Below are 18,810 nucleotides of genomic sequence, written 5' to 3'. Positions count from 1 at the left end.
GTACTTTTTTAGGTTGATTAGCCTTTATCTTTCTTAACATTAATTTGTGAACATTTATTGTAAACAAAATTGTTATTATCTTGTTAATAACCAGTAGCCTTTAAAATTGAATTGCTATTTTTACCTTCATGAAATGGAATAAAAATTATATTTTTCTTGCTTTATTATTGCCTGTACAGATGCTTTTAATGCATTTGGCAGAAAATAATCCTGCAGTAATTGAAAAATATTATTCTAATGGAATGTATCCTTACATCTCCATTTTACTTAGAAGATTATTTGGATGGATACCTTATTCAGTTGGGGACGTTTTTCTGGCTATTTTCGTTCTTCTTTTTTTGCGTTCTTTATATTTACTAATTAAGACGAAATTTAAAAATTTTCTAATTAAAACTACAAATTTTGTTGCTTTTTTATCAATACTATATTTCTGTTTTTACTTGTTCTGGGGCTTAAATTATTACAGAGAACCTTTGGCAAAAAACTTGGGTTATCAACAAAAAAAATACACTACAGAACAATTACAAAAAAGTACAGAATACATTATTTCTCAGCTTAATAACTATCATTTAAAAATCACAAAGAATGATACCATACAAGTTAAAAGCCCTTATAGCACAGAAGATTTGTATAAAATTTCTTTAAAAGGCTATAAAAACTTAGAGAACGATTTTCCTCAATTAAAATATAAGGTGCCTTCTATTAAAAGTTCATTAATGAGTACTCTACAAAGTTACAATGGAACATCTGGTTACTTAAATCCGTTAACAGGAGAAGCGCAAGTAAATGATAGAATTTCAAAAACAAGTTTTCCAACAACAGCCTGTCATGAAATTGCACATCAAATAGGTTTTGCTGCCGAAAATGAAGCAAATTTTGTAGGTTTTTTAGCGGCTAATTATAATGACGATATTTATTTTAAATACGCCAGTTATAGAATGGCATTTGGCTACAGCATTTCTGAAATAAGAAAAAGAAATCCTGAACTTTCTGCACAACTTTGGAGAACTGTTAATAAAGGAGTGATTAAAGATTTTAACGCCAGCTATGGATTTTGGCAACAATATAAAAATCCTTTTGAGCCCTTGTTAAAAAAAGGATACAATGCTTATTTGAAAGCCAACAAACAAGCTAAAGGAACAGATTCTTACAATTATGTTGTAGACCTACTTATCTCTTATCTAGAGGATTCTAAGCAGATTTAAATCTCTTAAAATTATGTTAAATTAGTTGGTTTAGCCTTTAATCAACTAGGTAATCTCTAATTTAGAAACTTAATTCAAATTAATTCAAACTAAATGAGAAAACTAATCTTATTACTCTTTTTCTTTACGCTGCATGTATCTCATGCACAGGAATATTTTCCTACAGATTCTGGAGTAAAAACAACCAAAAACACGGCATTTGCTTTTACAAATGCAACTATTTATGTTACACCAACAGAGGTTTTAAAAAATGCAACATTGCTTATTAAAGATGGCAAAGTAGATGCTGTTGGTAAATCTGTTAAGATTCCTGAAGGAACAATAACAACAGATTTAGAAGGTAAAACAATATACCCGTCATTTATAGACGCCTATTCAGGTTTTGGTATTAGTAAACCTAAAAGAGCTACAAGCAGAACTAGAGGTACACAATATGATGCTTCTAGGGAAGGATATTATTGGAATGATCACATTAGACCAGACACCAACCCTATTTCTGATTTTAAATTCGATTCTAAAAAAGCTAAAGAATTAATTAATGCTGGGTTTGGAGTTGTAAATACGCACATGCAAGATGGTATTATTAGAGGAAATGGTTTATTAATTGCTCTAAATCCGAATGCATCAGATGCTTACAGAATTCTAGATACAAAATCTGGACAGTACTTTTCATTTCAAAAAAGTGTGCAATCAAGACAAGCTTATCCAAGTTCAAGAATGGGTGCAATGGCTTTATTACGTCAAACTTATTTAGATGCAGATTGGTATGCTAAAGGTAATATGAAGAATAAAGACATGGCTTTAGAGGCTTTAAACGCTAATAAAGGTTTAACTCAAATTTTTGAAACGGGAAATCATTTAGATGCTTTAAGAGCTGATAAAGTTGGCGATGAAATTGGAGTTCAATTTACCATTGTTGGTTCTGGAGATGAATATGAAAGAGTTGCTGATATTAAAGCAACCAATGCCAATTTTATTATTCCTATTAATTTTAGCAGTGCTTACGATGTTTCTAATCCACTTTTAGCGCAACAAATTTCTTTAAGAGATATGCGTAAATGGAATCAAGAGCCATCGAATTTAAGTGTACTTTCTAAAAATGGAGTAAATTTTGCTTTAACTACGCATGAATTAAAATCAGTTAAATCATTCCATAAAAACTTACAGAAGGCCATTAAATATGGTTTTGATGAAACTAAAGCACTAGCTGCATTAACTACAGTACCTGCAACTATTTTAGGAAATTCTTCTATTGGTAATTTAAAAACAGGTAGTTATGCAAATTTTATAATTACTTCTGGTAATGTTTTTGATTCAAGTACCAAAATTTTTGAAAATTGGGTACAAGGAGCCAAAAATGTAATTACTGATATGAATGTAAAAGATATTACTGGCGATTATATGTTGTCTGTAAATAATCAAAATTATCAGTTATCTATTACAGGTTCTGGAGCAAAACAAAAGGGTTCAATTAAGCAAGGAGATAAAAAGATTAAATCTAAATTTTCTTTTAAAGATGATTGGGTTTCTATTACATTAAATGAAGATTCAGGTTACACTAGAATGCTTGGTAAAGTCATCAACAATTCTAATGTAATGCAAGGAACTGCTTTTGATACCCAAGGAAATGAAACAACTTGGTCCGCGAGTAAAAAAGTAGCTAATTCAAAAGGTGGTCCTAAAAAGAAAAACGAGACAGATAATAGTGCTCCTATGGTTATGCCTGTAAGTTATCCTAACATTGGTTTTGGTAATTATGTTCAACCTGAACAACAAACAATTTTAATTAAAAACGTAACAGTTTGGACAAGTGAAGATGCAGGAATCCTAGAAAATACAGATGTTTTACTAAAAGATGGTAAAATTGCTGAAATTGGACAAGGATTAAAAGCAAGGAGAGCTTTTGAAATAGATGGTACAGGTAAACATTTAACTGCGGGTATTGTAGATGAACACTCACATATTGCTGCATCATCTATTAATGAAGGAGCTCAAAACTCATCAGCAGAAGTTACTATTGAAGATGTAGTAGATCCTACAGATATTAATATTTACAGAAATATTTCTGGAGGTACAACAACTGCACAAATATTACATGGTTCTGCAAATCCTATTGGAGGTCGTTCAGCGATTATCAAACTAAAATGGGGAGAAAATGCAGAAAACATGATTTATGAAGACACTCCAAAATTCATCAAATTTGCTTTAGGTGAAAATGTAAAACAATCTAGAAGTAGCAATGGAACTCGTTTTCCACAAACTAGAATGGGTGTAGAACAAATGATTACAGATTATTTTACTAGAGCAAAGGAATACGATGCTTTAAAGAAAAGTGGTCAACCTTATAGAAAGGATTTAGAAATGGAAACATTGGCTGAAATCTTAAATAAAGAACGTTTTATTTCTTGTCACTCTTATGTGCAATCTGAGATTAATATGTTAATGAAAGTTGCAGATAAGTTCGATTTTAACATCAATACATTTACACATATTTTAGAAGGTTATAAAGTTGCTGATAAAATGGCTGAACATGGTGTTGGAGGTTCTACCTTTTCTGACTGGTGGGCTTACAAGTACGAAGTTAATGATGCAATACCTTACAATGCTGCAATAATGCATAATGCTGGTGTTACTGTCGCTATTAATTCAGATGATAGAGAAATGTCTAGACGTTTAAACCAAGAAGCTGCTAAAACAGTAAAATATGGTGGAATGTCTGAATTAGAAGCTTGGAAAACTGTAACTATTAATCCTGCTAAACTTTTACATATCGATCACAAAGTGGGTAGTATTAAAGAAGGTAAAGATGCAGATGTTGTGTTATGGAGCAATCACCCAATGTCTATTTATGCTAAAGTAGAAAAAACAATTATTGATGGTAAAGTATTTTTTGATAGAGCCGAAGACGCTAAAAAGCGTTTAGCAATTAAAGAAGAAAAAAGTAAACTTATCAATATGATGTTGAACGAAAAGATGAATGGTGGTAAAACAAAAGTACCAATGAAAAGAGGAGATATCAACTTTCACTGTGATACTTTAGAAGAACTTAAAAACTAAGAACAGATGAAAAAAATAATATATAGTCTATTAGTATTTTTCTGCATAGGAAATATGATAGCACAACAAACACCTGCAGACAAACAGAGCACTGCCATTTCAATTGAAGGTGCAACTGCCCATTTAGGAAATGGAGAAGTAATTGAAAACTCATTAATTATGTTTAATGAAGGTAAAATTACTTTTGTAGGTTCTGCAATGATGAGAATTGCAAGAATGGGAACTGTTATAAACGCAAAAGGAAAGCATATTTATCCAGGCTTTATCGCTGCAAATGCATCTTTAGGTTTAGCAGAAATTGATGCAGTAAAAGCCAGTGTAGATGTAGATGAAATTGGTATAAACAATCCTCATATTAGAAGTTTAATTGCTTACAATGCTGAGAGTAAAGTTGTAGAATCTATGAGACCAAATGGAGTTTTAATGGCTCAAATTACACCAAGAGGTGGTTCAATTTCTGGTACGTCATCAATAGTGCAATTAGATGCTTGGAATTGGGAAGATGCAGCTATCAAGGTAGATGATGCTATCCATATGAATTGGCCAAGTAGCTTTACAAGAGGTAGATGGTGGTTAGGAGAAGATCCTGCTTTAAAACCAGATACAAGATATGGTAAAAACACAGATGATATTGCAATGTATTTTGCCAATGCTAAAAATTATTTAGCTGGACAAAAACCAACAATCAACTTACCTTTTGAAGCAATGAAAGGCTTGTTTGATGGTTCTCAAAGATTATTTATTCATGTAAATGGTCAGAAAGAAATTACAGACGCAATTACTATTGCTAAAAATGCTGGAGTTAAAAGTATAGCTTTAGTACATGCTGAAGGCGCAGAAAGTGTTACGGATCTTTTAGTGCAAAATAATATTGGCGTTGTTTTAGAAAGACCTCATAGAAATCCAAACTCTGAAGATGATGCTTACGATTATACCTATACTATTGCAAAAACTTTAATGGATAAAGGAATTACTGTAGCTGTTGGTATGGAAGGGCAAATGGAAAGAATGAATACTAGAAATTTACCTTTTTATGCGGGTACATTTGCTGCTCATGGTTTAAATAAAGAAGATGCATTAAAAATGATAACCTCTAACAGTGCCAAAATATTAGGAATTTCTGATATGGTTGGTACATTAGAAGTTGGTAAAGATGCTACCCTATTTATTTCTGAAGGCGATGCTTTAGATATGAGAACTAACATTTTATCTAAAGCCTTTATTCAAGGAAGAGATATTAGTTTAGAAACACATCAAACTGAATTATGGAAACGTTATTCTAACAAATACAAATCAGAATAAATAATCTAATTTCAAAAAAAAGGCTCGCAAATTGCGAGCCTTTTTCAATTAATCAAATTACAATTACTAATCACAATTACTGTAAGGTTGAGAACCATCTTTATTAAATCTTACTCGGTTTACATGAACATAAACCGTATTTGATTCTTCTAAATATCTATAATGAGAATTTCGTTCTGTGGTATTCGCATTTAAATCTGTTCTGTTGGTTGTTCTTTGAGATTTTCTAATAGCACTTCTTTGAGAATAAGGAACAATTTCAAAATTGAAATAAATTTTATTATTGTACCTATTTCTAAACTGAACAAGCCATTCCGTTTTTGTTGAGTAGCTACTTTTCTTACGTTTCACTCTAAAATCTAATCCTCTAAAACAATCTGTAGTTTTCCAAGAACCCCAACCATTTTGATCTACGTTTCCTTCTGGTAATTCAAGTTTTACAACAGAGTTGATCTTATTAGAAGTTGTAAAAGACGTCATTGTTATCAATCCAATAAACAGCAATGCAATAAATTTCATTTTTTCATAATTTAAATTTTTATTTCGTATTGTAATATTGAAAATTTAATAGTTGAAAACAATACTTACAATTAGGTATATTTGCCTTAATGAAACAGATTACAAGTTCACAAAACACTTACATAAAAGGACTGTTAAAACTTCAAGAAAAATCTAGAGAAAGAAAAAAGCTAGGTTTATTTATTATTGAAGGTTTACGTGAAATTAACTTAGCACTAAAAGCCAATTATACTTTTAGAACGGTATTGTTTTGTATTGATTTAATACAAAAAACAGCTGTTGATACTTTAATTGATAGCAGCACTGAAGTGATTGAAATATCGAAAGAAGTTTACGAGAAATTAGCATATAGAAATTCTACAGAAGGCATTATTGCTGTAGCTAACGCAAAAAGCTTTTCGCTTGGAGAAATTAGCTTTTCAAATAAAAATCCTTTAATTTTAATTGCTGAAAGTTTAGAAAAACCTGGAAATGTTGGTGCTTTATTAAGAACTGCAGATGCTGCTAATGTAGATGCTGTAATTATTGCAAATCCAAAATCTGATTTATATAATTCAAATATTATAAGATCTAGTGTGGGTTGTGTGTTTACCAACCAGATTGCTGTTGGTACATCAGAAGAAATTATTACCTTTCTAAAAGAAAATAAGATTTCTATCTATGCAGCAACATTGCAAAACTCTAATAAATATCATTTAGAAGATTATAAAAAACCTTCTGCAATAGTTGTGGGTACAGAAGCTACTGGTTTATCTGAGATTTGGAGAGATAAAGCTACACAAAACATTAATATACCAATGCAAGGTAAAATAGATTCTATGAATGTTTCTGTTGCTGCTGCAATTGTTATTTTTGAGGCTAAAAGACAAAGAGAATTTAAATAATATATTATGAAGATATTAGGAATAGATGTTGGTGGTTCAGGTATTAAGGCTGCTATTGTAAATACAAAAACAGGTGAACTACTTACAGAAAGACACAGAATTCCTACTCCAAAACCTGCAACTCCTGTGGCTGTTGCAAAGGTAATTAAAGAAATGACAGATCACTTTAATTGGACCAAAGCTGTTGGCTGTAGTTTCCCAACTACTATAGTAAAAGGAAAATGCATTCATACAGGTAATTTAAGCAAAGACTGGTTAAATGTTAAGGTAGATAAACTATTTAAAAAAGAAACGAAATTACCTTTCTTTATTAGCAATGACGCAGATTTAGCAGGTGTTGCAGAAGTAAATTTAGGCGCTGGTAAGAATGAAAAGGGAGTTACAATTGTTATTACTATAGGCACAGGAATTGGCTCTGGCTTGTTCTTTAACAAGAAGTTAATTCCTAACTTAGAATTGGGTAAACTTTTGCATTCGAATGGAGAAATTATTGAGTTTTATGCAGCAGACTCTATCAGGAAAAAAGAAGAACTAACCTTAAAAGAATGGGCACTTCGTTTTGATGAGTTATTAGAATATACTAGAGTAGTATTTTCACCAAGCTTAATAATTTTAGGCGGAGGAATTAGTAAGAAATACGAGAATTTTAAAGAATATTTAGAAACAGATGTTCCAATAAAAGTAGCTAAATTTAAAAATAATGCAGGTATTATAGGTGCAGCTATGTATGCAAGCAAAAGACTTAAAGATTAATGCAACCCACTACCCTATTTTACATTTTAATTGCAATTATAGTTGTAAGTTTTTTAATTGATCAAATTTTAGATTATATAAATAGCAAACACTTTAATGATAAAATACCCGCAAAATTAGCAGACGTTTACAATCAAGAAGAATATGCAAAATCTCAATCTTACAAAAAGGAAAATGCTAGGTTTTCTTTAGTAAGCTCATCCTTTTCTCTATGTTTAACCTTATTATTCTTTTTTCTAGAAGGCTTTAAATGGGTTGATGAAATTGCAAGAAATATAACATCAAATTCAATTTTAGTTGCTTTAATTTTCTTTGGTATTATTATGTTGGCTTCCGATGTTTTAGCTATACCCTTTCAATTTTATAAAACTTTTGTAATTGAAGAAAAATTTGGTTTTAATAAATCTACCAAAATAACTTTTTGGTTAGATAAAGTAAAAGGTTGGATAATGTCTATTATTCTTGGAGGAGGAATTCTATCACTCATCATATGGTTTTATGAGTTTTTTGGACCTAACTTTTGGATTTACGCTTGGGCATTAATTGCTATTTTCTCGCTATTCATGAACATGTTTTACGCTAAATTAATTGTTCCTTTATTCAACAAACAGACACCTTTAGAAGATGGAGAATTAAAGTTTGCTATAGAAAAATATGCTAAAAAGGTTGGTTTTACCATAAACAATATATTTGTAATCGATGGCTCTAAACGCTCTACCAAGGCTAATGCTTACTTTTCTGGTTTTGGTGCTCAGAGAAGAATTACGCTTTTTGATACACTTATAAATGATTTAGAAACAGAAGAAATTGTTGCTGTTTTAGCTCATGAAGTTGGCCATTACAAGAAAAAACATATCATTTTTAATTTGATAACCTCTGTTCTACTCACAGGATTTACGCTTTACATTTTATCATTTTTTGTGAATTCACCAATATTATCAAAAGCATTGGGTGTTGCAACTCCAAGTTTTCACATTGGTTTAATAGCATTCGGAATTTTATATTCACCTATTTCAGAAATTACAGGTTTATTCATGAACTATATGTCTCGTAAATTTGAATATCAGGCAGATAATTATGCCAAAAATACTTTTAAAGCAGCACCATTAATATCTTCACTTAAAAAATTATCTAAAAACAGTTTAAGTAATTTAACCCCACATCCTGCTTATGTTTTTATGCATTATTCTCATCCAACTTTATTAAATAGAGTTAAAAATTTAGAATCTTAAATGTTTGCTCGTTAACATAGGTTTTCCTAAATTCACTTAGTTTTTAAAGCTTTAAAAATATTTATGGAGTATACAGCAACCATAGAAGAAGAAAATAAAGAAATTGCAAATCGATATAAAGATTTGCTAAAAGGTACTTATGAGGTTTTATCAAAAGAAGATAAAGAACTTATAAGAAAGGCTTTTGATATTGCTGTAGATGCACACTCAAAGCAAAGAAGAAAAACAGGTGAACCTTATATTTTTCATCCAATTGCAGTAGCAAAAATAGTAGCTATGGAAATTGGTTTGGGTGCTACTTCTATTGCAGCAGCTTTATTGCATGATGTTGTTGAAGATACAGACTATACCTTAGATGATATGGAGCAATTGTTTGGAGAAACAATTGCAAGAATTGTAAACGGACTTACCAAAATTTCTCGTTTAAATAAAGAACAAGATGCCTCTATTCAAGCAGAGAACTTTAGAAAAATGCTTCTTACCTTACATGATGATGTAAGAGTTATCCTCATAAAAATTGCTGATAGGCTGCACAACATGCAAACTATGGATGCAATGCCTGGTTATAAACAGGTAAAAATTGCTTCAGAAACCTTATATATTTATGCACCTCTAGCTCATAGATTAGGTTTGTATAATATTAAAACTGAGTTAGAAGATTTAGGATTAAAATACACAGAGCCAGATGTTTTCAATAGCATTGTTGCAAAAATTAAAGAAAGTAAAGAAGAGCAACAAAACTATTTAAGACGTTTTGAGGATACTTTAAAAAATGGCCTAGACAAAGAAAACTTCACCTATGAAATTAAGGGTAGATTCAAATCTATTTTTTCTATTCGTAGAAAAATGCAAAAGCAAAATGTAACTTTTGAAGAGGTTTTTGATAAATATGCGATCAGAATAATTTTTAAACCTATTTCTAAAGATGAAAAGCATGATGCTTGGAAAATTTACTCTATAGTTACAGATAATTTTAGACCAAATCCTGCACGTTTAAGAGATTGGATTTCTCAGCCCAAATCAACAGGATATGAAGCATTACACATTACAGTAATCGGTCCAGATGCTCAATGGGTAGAGGTTCAAATTCGCTCTGAAAGAATGAACGAAATTGCAGAGAAAGGATATGCTGCTCACTTTAAATATAAACAAGGTGATGAAAATGAAAGTGGTTTAGATGTTTGGCTAAACAGGTTAAAAGAGACTTTAGAAAATCAAAGTTTAAATGCTGTAGATTTTGTAGAAGATTTTAAATTAAATCTTTATGCAAAGGAAATTTACGTTTTTACACCAAAAGGAGATTTAAAATCTTTACCAAAAGATGCTTCTGCACTAGACTTTGCCTTTTCTATTCATACAGATATAGGTTTAAAATGTAGAGGTGCAAAAGTAAATGGTAAACTGGTTCCTTTAAGTTATACCTTGAGAAGTGGAGATCAAATTGAGGTAATTACAAGTTCTACAAATAAACCAAATGCACGTTGGCTAGACTTTGTAATTACAGCAAGAGCAAAAACTAAAATTAGAGCAGCCTTAAAAGAAGAAGAGAAACTTATTGCTGAAGAAGGTAAAGCCATTTTAAAACGTAAGTTACGACATTTAAAAATTTCGTTTAATGAGAAAACAACGAATGAATTAGTTAACTTCTTTAAGTTAAGAACTAGTTTCGATTTATATTACAGAATTGGTAATGGTGCCATAGACAATACACAGTTAAAAGCCTTTGTTTCTCAAAGAAATAGTACCATTTTAAACTTCTTTAAAACTAAATTAAGAAGAAACGCATCTCCTACTGAAAATGCAGATGGTACTGAAGAAATTACGCATAAATACGATGCTTTAGTTTTTGGTAAGGAAGAAGAAAAACTAGATTATAAACTTTCAAAATGTTGTAATCCAATTCCTGGAGATCAGGTTTTTGGTTTTTTAACTATTAATGATGGTATTAAAGTCCATAAAAAGAACTGTCCTAATGCAATTTCTTTACAATCTAATTATGCTTACAGAATTATGCAAGCCAAATGGATTGATTCAACCAAACAAGATTTTAAAGTTGTTTTACACATAAATGGTGTAGATACTTCAGGTATTGTAAATGAAGTAACCAAAATTATTTCTAGTAACATGGGTGTATTTATTCACAGTATCAATATCTCTGGAGATGAAGGTGTTTTCGATGGTAAAATATCACTTAGTGTTAAGAATAGTGCACAATTGAAAAAGCTAATGAATCGCATTCAAAAAGTAGAAGGAGTTAAAAAAGTGGAACGTGTTAATAGAATGTAAATATCATTTTTAGAAAAGTACATTTTTATTCAGAAATAACTGTAAATTTGTTTTTTCGTAAAAATTAAATCCATGAATAATTCTCTTGAAAATCAAGAAGTAGTTAAAAAAGTTTTTACCTCATACTTACAAGAGCATAAACACAGAAAAACACCTGAACGTTATGCAATCCTACAAGAAATTTACGATGCAGATGAGCATTTTGATATAGAGTCTCTCTACATTAAAATGAAAAACAAAAACTACAGAGTTAGTAGAGCAACACTTTACAATACTATTGATTTACTTTTAGATTGTGGTTTAGTTCGTAAACATCAGTTTGATGGTCAAACCATGGCTCGATATGAAAAGAGTTATTTTGATAAAAACCACGATCATGTAATATTTACAGATTCTGGAGATGTTAAAGAATTTTGTGATCCACGAATTCAAATCATCAAAAAAACCATAGAAGATATTTTTGACATTGATATACACAATCACTCATTATATTTTTACGGAACAAAAAAGAAAGACACAAACAACTTATCATAAATTAAATTTAAAGATTTAACAATTACACAATTACAAAAATGGCAGTAGATTTATTATTAGGATTACAATGGGGTGATGAAGGAAAAGGAAAAATTGTTGATGTATTAACCCAAAACTACGACATTATTGCACGTTTTCAAGGAGGGCCAAATGCAGGACATACTTTAATTTTTGATGGTTATAAGCACGTGTTACATACGATACCTTCTGGTATTTTTCATAAAACAGCTTTAAACGTTGTCGGAAATGGAGTTGTTATAGACCCAGTAATCTTTAAAAAAGAATTAGAAAACTTAGATAAGCATAATATAGATTACACTTCTAAACTGTTAATTTCTAGAAAAGCACATTTAATTTTACCTACTCATAGATTACTAGATGCAGCCTCAGAAACTTCTAAAGGTAAAGCCAAAATTGGTTCTACATTAAAAGGTATTGGACCAACGTATATGGACAAAACTGGAAGAAATGGAATGAGAGTTGGAGATTTAGAATTAGACAACTGGAAAGAAAAATACGATGCTTTAACTGAAAAGCATATTAAAATGCTAGAATTCTTTGATGTTCAAATTGAATATAATTTAGATGAATTAGAAGCAGAGTTTTGTAAGGGAATAGATAAATTAAGAACACTACAATTTATTGATAGTGAAGAATTCTTAAACCAAGCTATTAAAGACAAGAAAACCATTCTTGCAGAAGGTGCTCAAGGTTCTTTATTAGACATTGATTTTGGAACATATCCATTTGTAACATCATCAAACACAACAGCAGCTGGTGCTTGTACTGGTTTAGGTGTGGCTCCAAACAGAATTGGAGAAGTATTCGGAATTTTTAAAGCGTATACTACAAGAGTTGGTTCAGGTCCTTTTCCTACAGAATTGTTTGATGAAGATGGAGCAACAATGGCTAGAGTTGGGCATGAATTTGGTGCAACAACAGGAAGACCAAGAAGATGTGGTTGGTTAGATTTAGTAGCTTTAAAGTATGCTGTTGATGTAAATGGAGTTACACAATTAATGATGATGAAAGGTGATGTACTTTCTGGTTTTGATACACTAAAAGTATGTACTTCTTATAATTATAAAGGTGAAGAAATTACACATTTACCTTACAATATAGAACCTGAAAACGTATCTGTAAACTATTCAGAATTTAAAGGTTGGGAAGATGATTTAACCAAAATGACTAAAGAAGATCAACTACCACAAAATTTATTAGATTATGTTGCTTTCATTGAGAAAGAAACTGGTGTACCTGTAAAAATTGTTTCTGTAGGTCCAGATAGAAAACAAACTATCAAAAGGTAGTTTTATCTTAAAATTAAGAACTTGAGGTATTCTTTTCATTATTTTTGTCGCAAAACAAATCTTTTGAAAAGAATACTTTTTTTATGCCTTTGTCTTACTTCTATAATTTCTTATTCTCAAGAGAAAAAGAAAATTATTATAGAAAATGCAGAAATACAATATGCAGATGAAGAGAAAACACCTGGAGCAACTATTCTTTTAGGTAATGTTCGCATAAAACATGATGGAATAAATTTAACCTGTCAGCAAGCTCTTTTCTACAAAAAAGAGAATTTCTTTAAGGCCATTGGTAATGTGTTAATTAAGCAAGGTGATACCATTACACAAACTAGTGATTATGCAGATTATGATGCTAATGCCAAACAAGCACTTTCTTGGGGTAATGTAGTTTTAAAAGATCCTACAATGACGCTTACCACAGATACTTTGCAGTTTGATAGAATTAATCAAAAATTATACTATCAAAATTATGCAACTATTAGAGACGTAACAAATACGCTAAAAAGTAAAAATGGTAATTACTATTTAGAGAATAAAAAGTTTACAGCAACAACTAGAGTTACTGTGGTAAATCCAGAGCACAATTTAGCTTCTAATCACTTAGATTATTATACAGACTCTGGCTTGGCCTATTTATATGGCCCATCAACAATAACCAATACTCAGAATGAGAATAAGTTATATTCAGAGAAAGGGTTTTACAATACAAAAACAGACATTTCCTATTTTACCAAGAATGCTAAATTATTTTTAAAAGAAAGAACAGTTGAAGGTGATAGTTTGTATTACGATAAAAATAAAGGATTTGCCTCTGCTACAAACAATATTAAAGTAATAGATACTGTTCAAAATTTTATATCGAAAGGAAATTATGCTGAGTTATTTGAGAAAAAAGATTCACTATTTATCATAAAAAGAGCGGTTGCAATATCAATTATAGAGAAAGATTCTATGTTTATCCATGGAGATACTTTATTGGTGACAGGAAAACCTAAAAAACGTGTGATTAGAACCTATCACAATGTAAAAATTTTCAAATCAGATTTACAAGGTAAATGCGATTCTATTCATACAAACCAAGAAACAGGCTACACTAAAATGTATAGAAACCCCGTAATTTGGTCAGATCAAAATCAAATAACAGGAGATAGTATCTATTTGCAATCTAATTTAGAAACCGAAAAACTAGACTCTCTAAAGGTTTTTAATAATGCTTTTATTGTTTCTAAAGATTCTTTAGCTAAAGAGGATTACAATCAGATAAAAGGTAGAAACATGTTTGGTAAATTTGATGCTAATAAGCTTAAATTTCTTTTGGTTAAAGGTAATGCTGAATCTATTTATTTTAATAGAAATGCAGAAACGCAAGTTTTGGAAACCATAACTAAGGAAGTTTCTAGCAATATTGAATTTACTTTAGAAAATGGCGAAATTCAGTCTATTAAATATCTAAAAAGTTCAGATGGAAAAACATATCCTCCTTCTGAACTCGATTTAGAAGGTAGAAAAATTAAAGGTTTTATTTGGAGAGAAGATGAGCAACCTAAAACTAAATATGATATTTTTATTAAAGATGGTCAAGAAAATAAGGCTCCAATAAAAAAGAAAGCCTTAGAAAAACCCTCATTATTTATTGATGAGAAAACAAAAGATAAAAAGAAAGATAAAAAGCAAACTTCCCTCTCTCGTTTTGGTCAATAATTTGAAATCAGATTTTTACAAATATCAAGCACAAACCTCTCCTCACCCATTAGCTATAGAAATTTCTCATGCAAATGGTTCTTACATTTATGACAGTGATAAAAAAGCCTATTTAGATTTTGTAGCTGGAGTTTCGGCCAATAGTCTAGGTCATAACCATCCATTGGTAAATAAAGCCATCAAAAGGCAAGTAGACAACTATACACATGTTATGGTTTATGGTGAGTTTATACAAGAACCACAAGTTTCTCTTTGTAAAAAATTAGCTTCTACTCTGCCCAAAACCTTACAATCTATATACATTACAAATTCAGGAACAGAAGCTACAGAAGGTGCTTTAAAACTAGCAAAAAGAGTTACAGGAAGATCAGAAATTATTGCCGCCAAAAATTCTTATCATGGCAATACTCAAGGTGCAATGAGTGTTTCTGGTGTAGAAAGGCAAAATGCTGCTTTTAGGCCTTTAATTCCTGGTATTAAATTTATTGCTTTTAATTGTACTTTTTGTTTAGAGCAAATAACAAAGAATACTGCAGCAGTTATTTTAGAAACTATTCAAGGTGGTGCTGGTTTTATTGAGCCATTTGATAACTATTTAGCTGAAGTTAAAGCTAAATGCAATGAAGTTGGTGCGCTCTTAATTCTTGATGAAATACAAACTGGCATTGGTAGAACTGGTAAATTTTGGGGATTTGAAAATTATAACGTAACTCCAGATATTATCATTACTGGTAAAGGTTTAGGTGGTGGAATGCCAATAGGTGCTTTCATTGCTTCTCAAGATAGAATGAGTCTTTTAAAAGATAATCCTAAACTTGGACATATCTCTACATTTGCTGGCCATCCAGTAATTGCAGCAGCAGCAAATGCTACTTTAGATGTTATATTAAAAGATGATTTAATATCTGAAAGTTTACGTAAGGAGAACATCATTAGAAATCTATTGCAACATGAATCTATTCTAGAAATTAGAGGCAAAGGATTAATGCTAGCTGCTATTGTAGAATCTCCAGAATTAGCAGCTAAAATCATTATGAAATGTTTAAATAAAGGTTTAATACTTTTCTTTTTATTATTTGAAGGCAGAGCTATGAGAATTACTCCTCCACTTACCATTTCTGATGAAGAACTGATAAAAGGATGTCAAATAATTTTAGATGCAATTGAAGAGTGCATTTAAATTAAAAGTAGCTTTTAAATCTTATTGATTCTATTATTTTTGCAGCTATGAATCAACAGCATCAAAACACTAAAAAACTTCAGAAATCTGTAGCACAAGCCATTCAACAATACACAATGATTGAAGAAGGTGATAAAATTATGGTTTGTTTATCTGGAGGAAAAGACAGCTATACCCTATTAGATTTGTTACTTTATTTCCAAAAAGTTGCACCTATAAATTTTGATTTGATTGCTGTAAATCTAGATCAAAAACAACCCGGTTTTCCAGAAGAAGTGTTACCAACTTATTTAAGTAACCTAAAAGTTGATTTTAAAATAATTGAAAAAAACACCTACAAAGTGGTGATGGATAAAACTCCTGAAGGCAAAACCACTTGCAGCCTTTGCTCTAGATTAAGAAGAGGAACTTTATATGAGGCTGCCAAAGACTTAGGTTGCAATAAATTGGCTTTAGGTCATCATAAAAATGATATTCTAGAAACTTTTTTTCTTAATATGTTTTTCTCAGGAAAGCTAGAAACTATGCCTCCAAAATTTAAAAATGATGCAGGAGATTTAGTCGTTTTAAGACCCCTTGCATTTTGTAATGAGAGCGATATTGAAGAATTCTCGAACTATAAAAACTACCCAATAATTCCGTGTAATTTGTGTGGTTCTCAAGAAAATTTACAAAGAAAAAAAGTAAAGGAAATGATAGCTCATTGGGAAAAAGAGTTCCCTAATAGAAACGCAATAATGATGAATGCCTTACAAAACGTATTTCCTTCGCATTTGTTAGACACCAACCTTTATGACTTTGATAACTTAGAAAGTAAAGTTCAAGTAAATACGTTAACTAACTAATTCTGTCTTTGTTGCTATTAACTTTAAAGTCAGCTTATTAAATCGTATAAATAACAAGATTGATGCAGTAGTTAAACCAGCTAACAAGCCCAACCAAATACCAAAACTACCATACATTTCTTCAGAACCTAAAAAATAAGAAACTGGGAATCCTACACACCAATAAGAAATAAATGTAAGAATTGTGGGTATTTTTACATCTTGTAAACCACGTAAAGCACCTAGAACAACTACTTGAATACTGTCTGAAATTTGAAAAAATGCTGCTGCAATTAGCAATTTAGAAGCTATAGAAATTACCTCCATATTATCTGTGTAATTCAATTCATCACCCAAATCAACATAAATGGTTGGCATTACATTGTGAAAAATAAAAAATAAAATTGCAAAAATAGTTGCAAAGATCATTCCCAATAAAAAGATAGAAAAGGCAATTCTTCTTAATTCTCTGTAATTTTGCAATCCTTTTTGATTTCCAACTCTTATCATAGAAGCCACACTTAAACCCATAGCTACCATAAACGTCATAGAAGATAAGTTTAACGCAATTTGATTTGCAGCTTGTGGATTTTTACCTAAAAGACCACTTAACCAAATAGCTGCAGTAAAAATAGCTACTTCAAAGAACATTTGCATGGCACTTAAAGAACCTAAATTGATGATTTTCTTAATCATTAAAACATCTAAAACAAAGAATTTAAGTTTATTCATAATTCTCTTTGATCTCTCTTTGTAACTTAATAAAATCCACAGATAAATTACCATAATTATTCTAGAAGCTAAAGTTCCATAAGCAGCACCAACTATTCCCAATTCTGGAAAACCAAACTTTCCAAAAATGAATAAATAATTCAAAACTACATTTACAATATTGGCTAATAATGTTGCATACATTGGGTATTTAGTCATAGACATTCCATCACTAAATTGTTTAATGGCTTGAAAAACGATAAGCGGAATTAAAGAAAATGCAACTAAATCTAAATAAGGAATGGCTAAGGCTACTACTTCTTCTGGCTGCTGCATTAAATACATTAATGGTTTTGCAAAAAACACCATTAAAAAAAGTAAAACTCCTAGCACAGTGCACAAAAATAAGCCGTTCTTAAAGGTTGCTCTAGCCTGTTGTAAGTTATTAGATGAATCAGCCTCAGCTATTAAAGGTGTAATTGCTGTAGAAAAACCAATTCCTATAGACATTGCAATAAACATAAAACTATTTCCCAAAGAAACTGCAGCCAGTTCTGCAGTACCCAACTGCCCAACCATAATATTATCTATGAACGCCACAAACGTATGGCCTAACATACCTAACATTACAGGTGCTGCCAACTTCCAATTGTACTTAAATTCTGATGTATATTGAGCTAAATTCACTACTACCCTACTATTTGAAATCGCGAAGATACATATTAGATTTGCATTTATTTAAGGAGAACTTCACAGTTTTAAAATAACATTATCAATAAAATTAATTACTTTTGAATAAACAAAATTTATAAAGATGGCAGGAATAACATTGGGAGGAAATCCTATAAATACAGTAGGTGATTTACCAAAAGTTGGTGAAAAAGCATTAGATTTTAATTTAAAAACAGTTGAACTTAAAGAAAAGTCTTTAGCAGATTATTCAGGTAAAAATATCATATTAAATATTTTTCCAAGTGTTGATACAGGAGTATGTGCACAATCTGTAAGAGAATTTAATAAAAAAGCATCCGATTTAGAAAATACAGTTGTGTTATGTATTTCTAGAGATTTACCATTTGCACAAGCACGTTTTTGTGGTGCTGAAGGTATTGATAATGTAGAAATGCTTTCTGATTTTGAAGATGGTTCTTTTGGTAAAGATTATCAAGTAACGATTGCTGATAGCGCTTTTAAAAACTTACATTCTAGAGCTATTGTAATCATAGATGCTGATGGAAAAATTGTTTACACAGAGCAAGTACCAGAAATTGGCTCAGAACCAAATTATGATGCTGCATTAGAGGTTTTATAA

15 protein-coding genes are annotated in these 18,810 nt (G+C 30.7%); 13 read left to right on the top strand and 2 right to left on the bottom strand.

The window, feature by feature from the left end; all coding sequences use genetic code 11:
* Positions 1-128: 128 nt before the first annotated feature.
* The 3 genes from MED152_RS01960 to MED152_RS01950 all read left to right on the top strand — a co-directional run bounded on the left by MED152_RS01960 (position 129) and on the right by MED152_RS01950 (position 5,564).
* Positions 129-1,205, top strand: coding sequence for a DUF3810 domain-containing protein (locus tag MED152_RS01960; protein ID WP_015480169.1), 1,077 nt, complete (start codon positions 129-131; stop codon positions 1,203-1,205).
* A 93-nt stretch (positions 1,206-1,298) separates the two neighbouring features.
* A complete protein-coding gene (locus MED152_RS01955) occupies positions 1,299-4,262 on the top strand; it encodes an amidohydrolase family protein (protein WP_015480168.1) in 2,964 nt (987 codons plus the stop codon).
* Positions 4,263-4,268: 6 nt separating this feature from the next.
* Positions 4,269-5,564 (top strand): amidohydrolase family protein, encoded by a 1,296-nt coding sequence (locus tag MED152_RS01950; RefSeq protein ID WP_015480167.1) that lies wholly within the window; start codon positions 4,269-4,271, stop codon positions 5,562-5,564.
* Between the two features lie 66 nt (positions 5,565-5,630).
* Here MED152_RS01950 and MED152_RS01945 read toward each other — a convergent pair whose 3' ends face one another.
* Positions 5,631-6,083 carry a hypothetical protein gene (locus MED152_RS01945; protein ID WP_015480166.1) on the bottom strand — a complete coding sequence of 151 codons (453 nt, stop codon included), beginning with the start codon at positions 6,081-6,083 and terminating at the stop codon, positions 5,631-5,633.
* Positions 6,084-6,172: 89 nt separating this feature from the next.
* On the opposite strand from MED152_RS01945, the gene MED152_RS01940 reads away from it, so the two are divergent.
* The 9 genes from MED152_RS01940 (at position 6,173) to ttcA (ending at position 16,808) form a co-directional block, all read left to right on the top strand.
* Positions 6,173-6,967, top strand: coding sequence for an RNA methyltransferase (locus tag MED152_RS01940; RefSeq protein WP_015480165.1), 795 nt, complete (start codon positions 6,173-6,175; stop codon positions 6,965-6,967).
* Positions 6,968-6,973: 6 nt separating this feature from the next.
* Positions 6,974-7,720: a polyphosphate--glucose phosphotransferase gene (gene ppgK / locus MED152_RS01935; RefSeq protein ID WP_015480164.1), complete on the top strand. Its 747-nt coding sequence runs from the start codon at positions 6,974-6,976 to the stop codon at positions 7,718-7,720.
* On the top strand, positions 7,720-8,952 hold the full coding sequence (locus MED152_RS01930) for a M48 family metallopeptidase (RefSeq protein WP_015480163.1): 1,233 nt from the start codon (positions 7,720-7,722) through the stop codon (positions 8,950-8,952). Before ppgK ends, MED152_RS01930 begins: the two co-directional genes overlap by 1 nt.
* 63 nt (positions 8,953-9,015) lie before the next feature.
* Entirely contained in the window at positions 9,016-11,238 is a 2,223-nt protein-coding gene (locus tag MED152_RS01925) for a bifunctional (p)ppGpp synthetase/guanosine-3',5'-bis(diphosphate) 3'-pyrophosphohydrolase (protein ID WP_015480162.1), read from the top strand.
* A gap of 72 nt (positions 11,239-11,310) precedes the next feature.
* On the top strand, positions 11,311-11,772 hold the full coding sequence (locus MED152_RS01920) for a Fur family transcriptional regulator (protein ID WP_015480161.1): 462 nt from the start codon (positions 11,311-11,313) through the stop codon (positions 11,770-11,772).
* A 38-nt stretch (positions 11,773-11,810) separates the two neighbouring features.
* A complete protein-coding gene (locus MED152_RS01915; RefSeq protein ID WP_015480160.1) occupies positions 11,811-13,082 on the top strand; it encodes an adenylosuccinate synthase in 1,272 nt (423 codons plus the stop codon).
* Between the two features lie 63 nt (positions 13,083-13,145).
* Complete coding sequence (locus tag MED152_RS01910) at positions 13,146-14,783, top strand: OstA-like protein (protein ID WP_015480159.1); 1,638 nt, start codon at positions 13,146-13,148, stop codon at positions 14,781-14,783.
* Position 14,784: 1 nt separating this feature from the next.
* The gene (locus MED152_RS01905; RefSeq protein ID WP_041383301.1) at positions 14,785-15,963 is read left to right on the top strand and encodes an aspartate aminotransferase family protein; all 1,179 of its coding nucleotides are present in this window, start codon (positions 14,785-14,787) and stop codon (positions 15,961-15,963) included.
* Between the two features lie 47 nt (positions 15,964-16,010).
* Entirely contained in the window at positions 16,011-16,808 is a 798-nt protein-coding gene (ttcA, locus tag MED152_RS01900) for a tRNA 2-thiocytidine(32) synthetase TtcA (protein WP_015480157.1), read from the top strand.
* On the opposite strand, the gene MED152_RS01895 is transcribed toward ttcA, so the two are convergent.
* A complete protein-coding gene (locus MED152_RS01895; RefSeq protein ID WP_015480156.1) occupies positions 16,797-18,185 on the bottom strand; it encodes an MATE family efflux transporter in 1,389 nt (462 codons plus the stop codon). The two genes, ttcA and MED152_RS01895, sit on opposite strands and share 12 nt — an antisense overlap.
* 127 nt (positions 18,186-18,312) lie before the next feature.
* On the opposite strand from MED152_RS01895, the gene tpx reads away from it, so the two are divergent.
* A complete protein-coding gene (tpx, locus tag MED152_RS01890; protein ID WP_015480155.1) occupies positions 18,313-18,810 on the top strand; it encodes a thiol peroxidase in 498 nt (165 codons plus the stop codon).

Source organism: Polaribacter sp. MED152 (assembly GCF_000152945.2).
In the GTDB taxonomy this organism is placed as follows: Bacteria; Bacteroidota; Bacteroidia; order Flavobacteriales; family Flavobacteriaceae; genus Polaribacter.
This window is presented reverse-complemented; position numbering and strand designations above follow the sequence as displayed.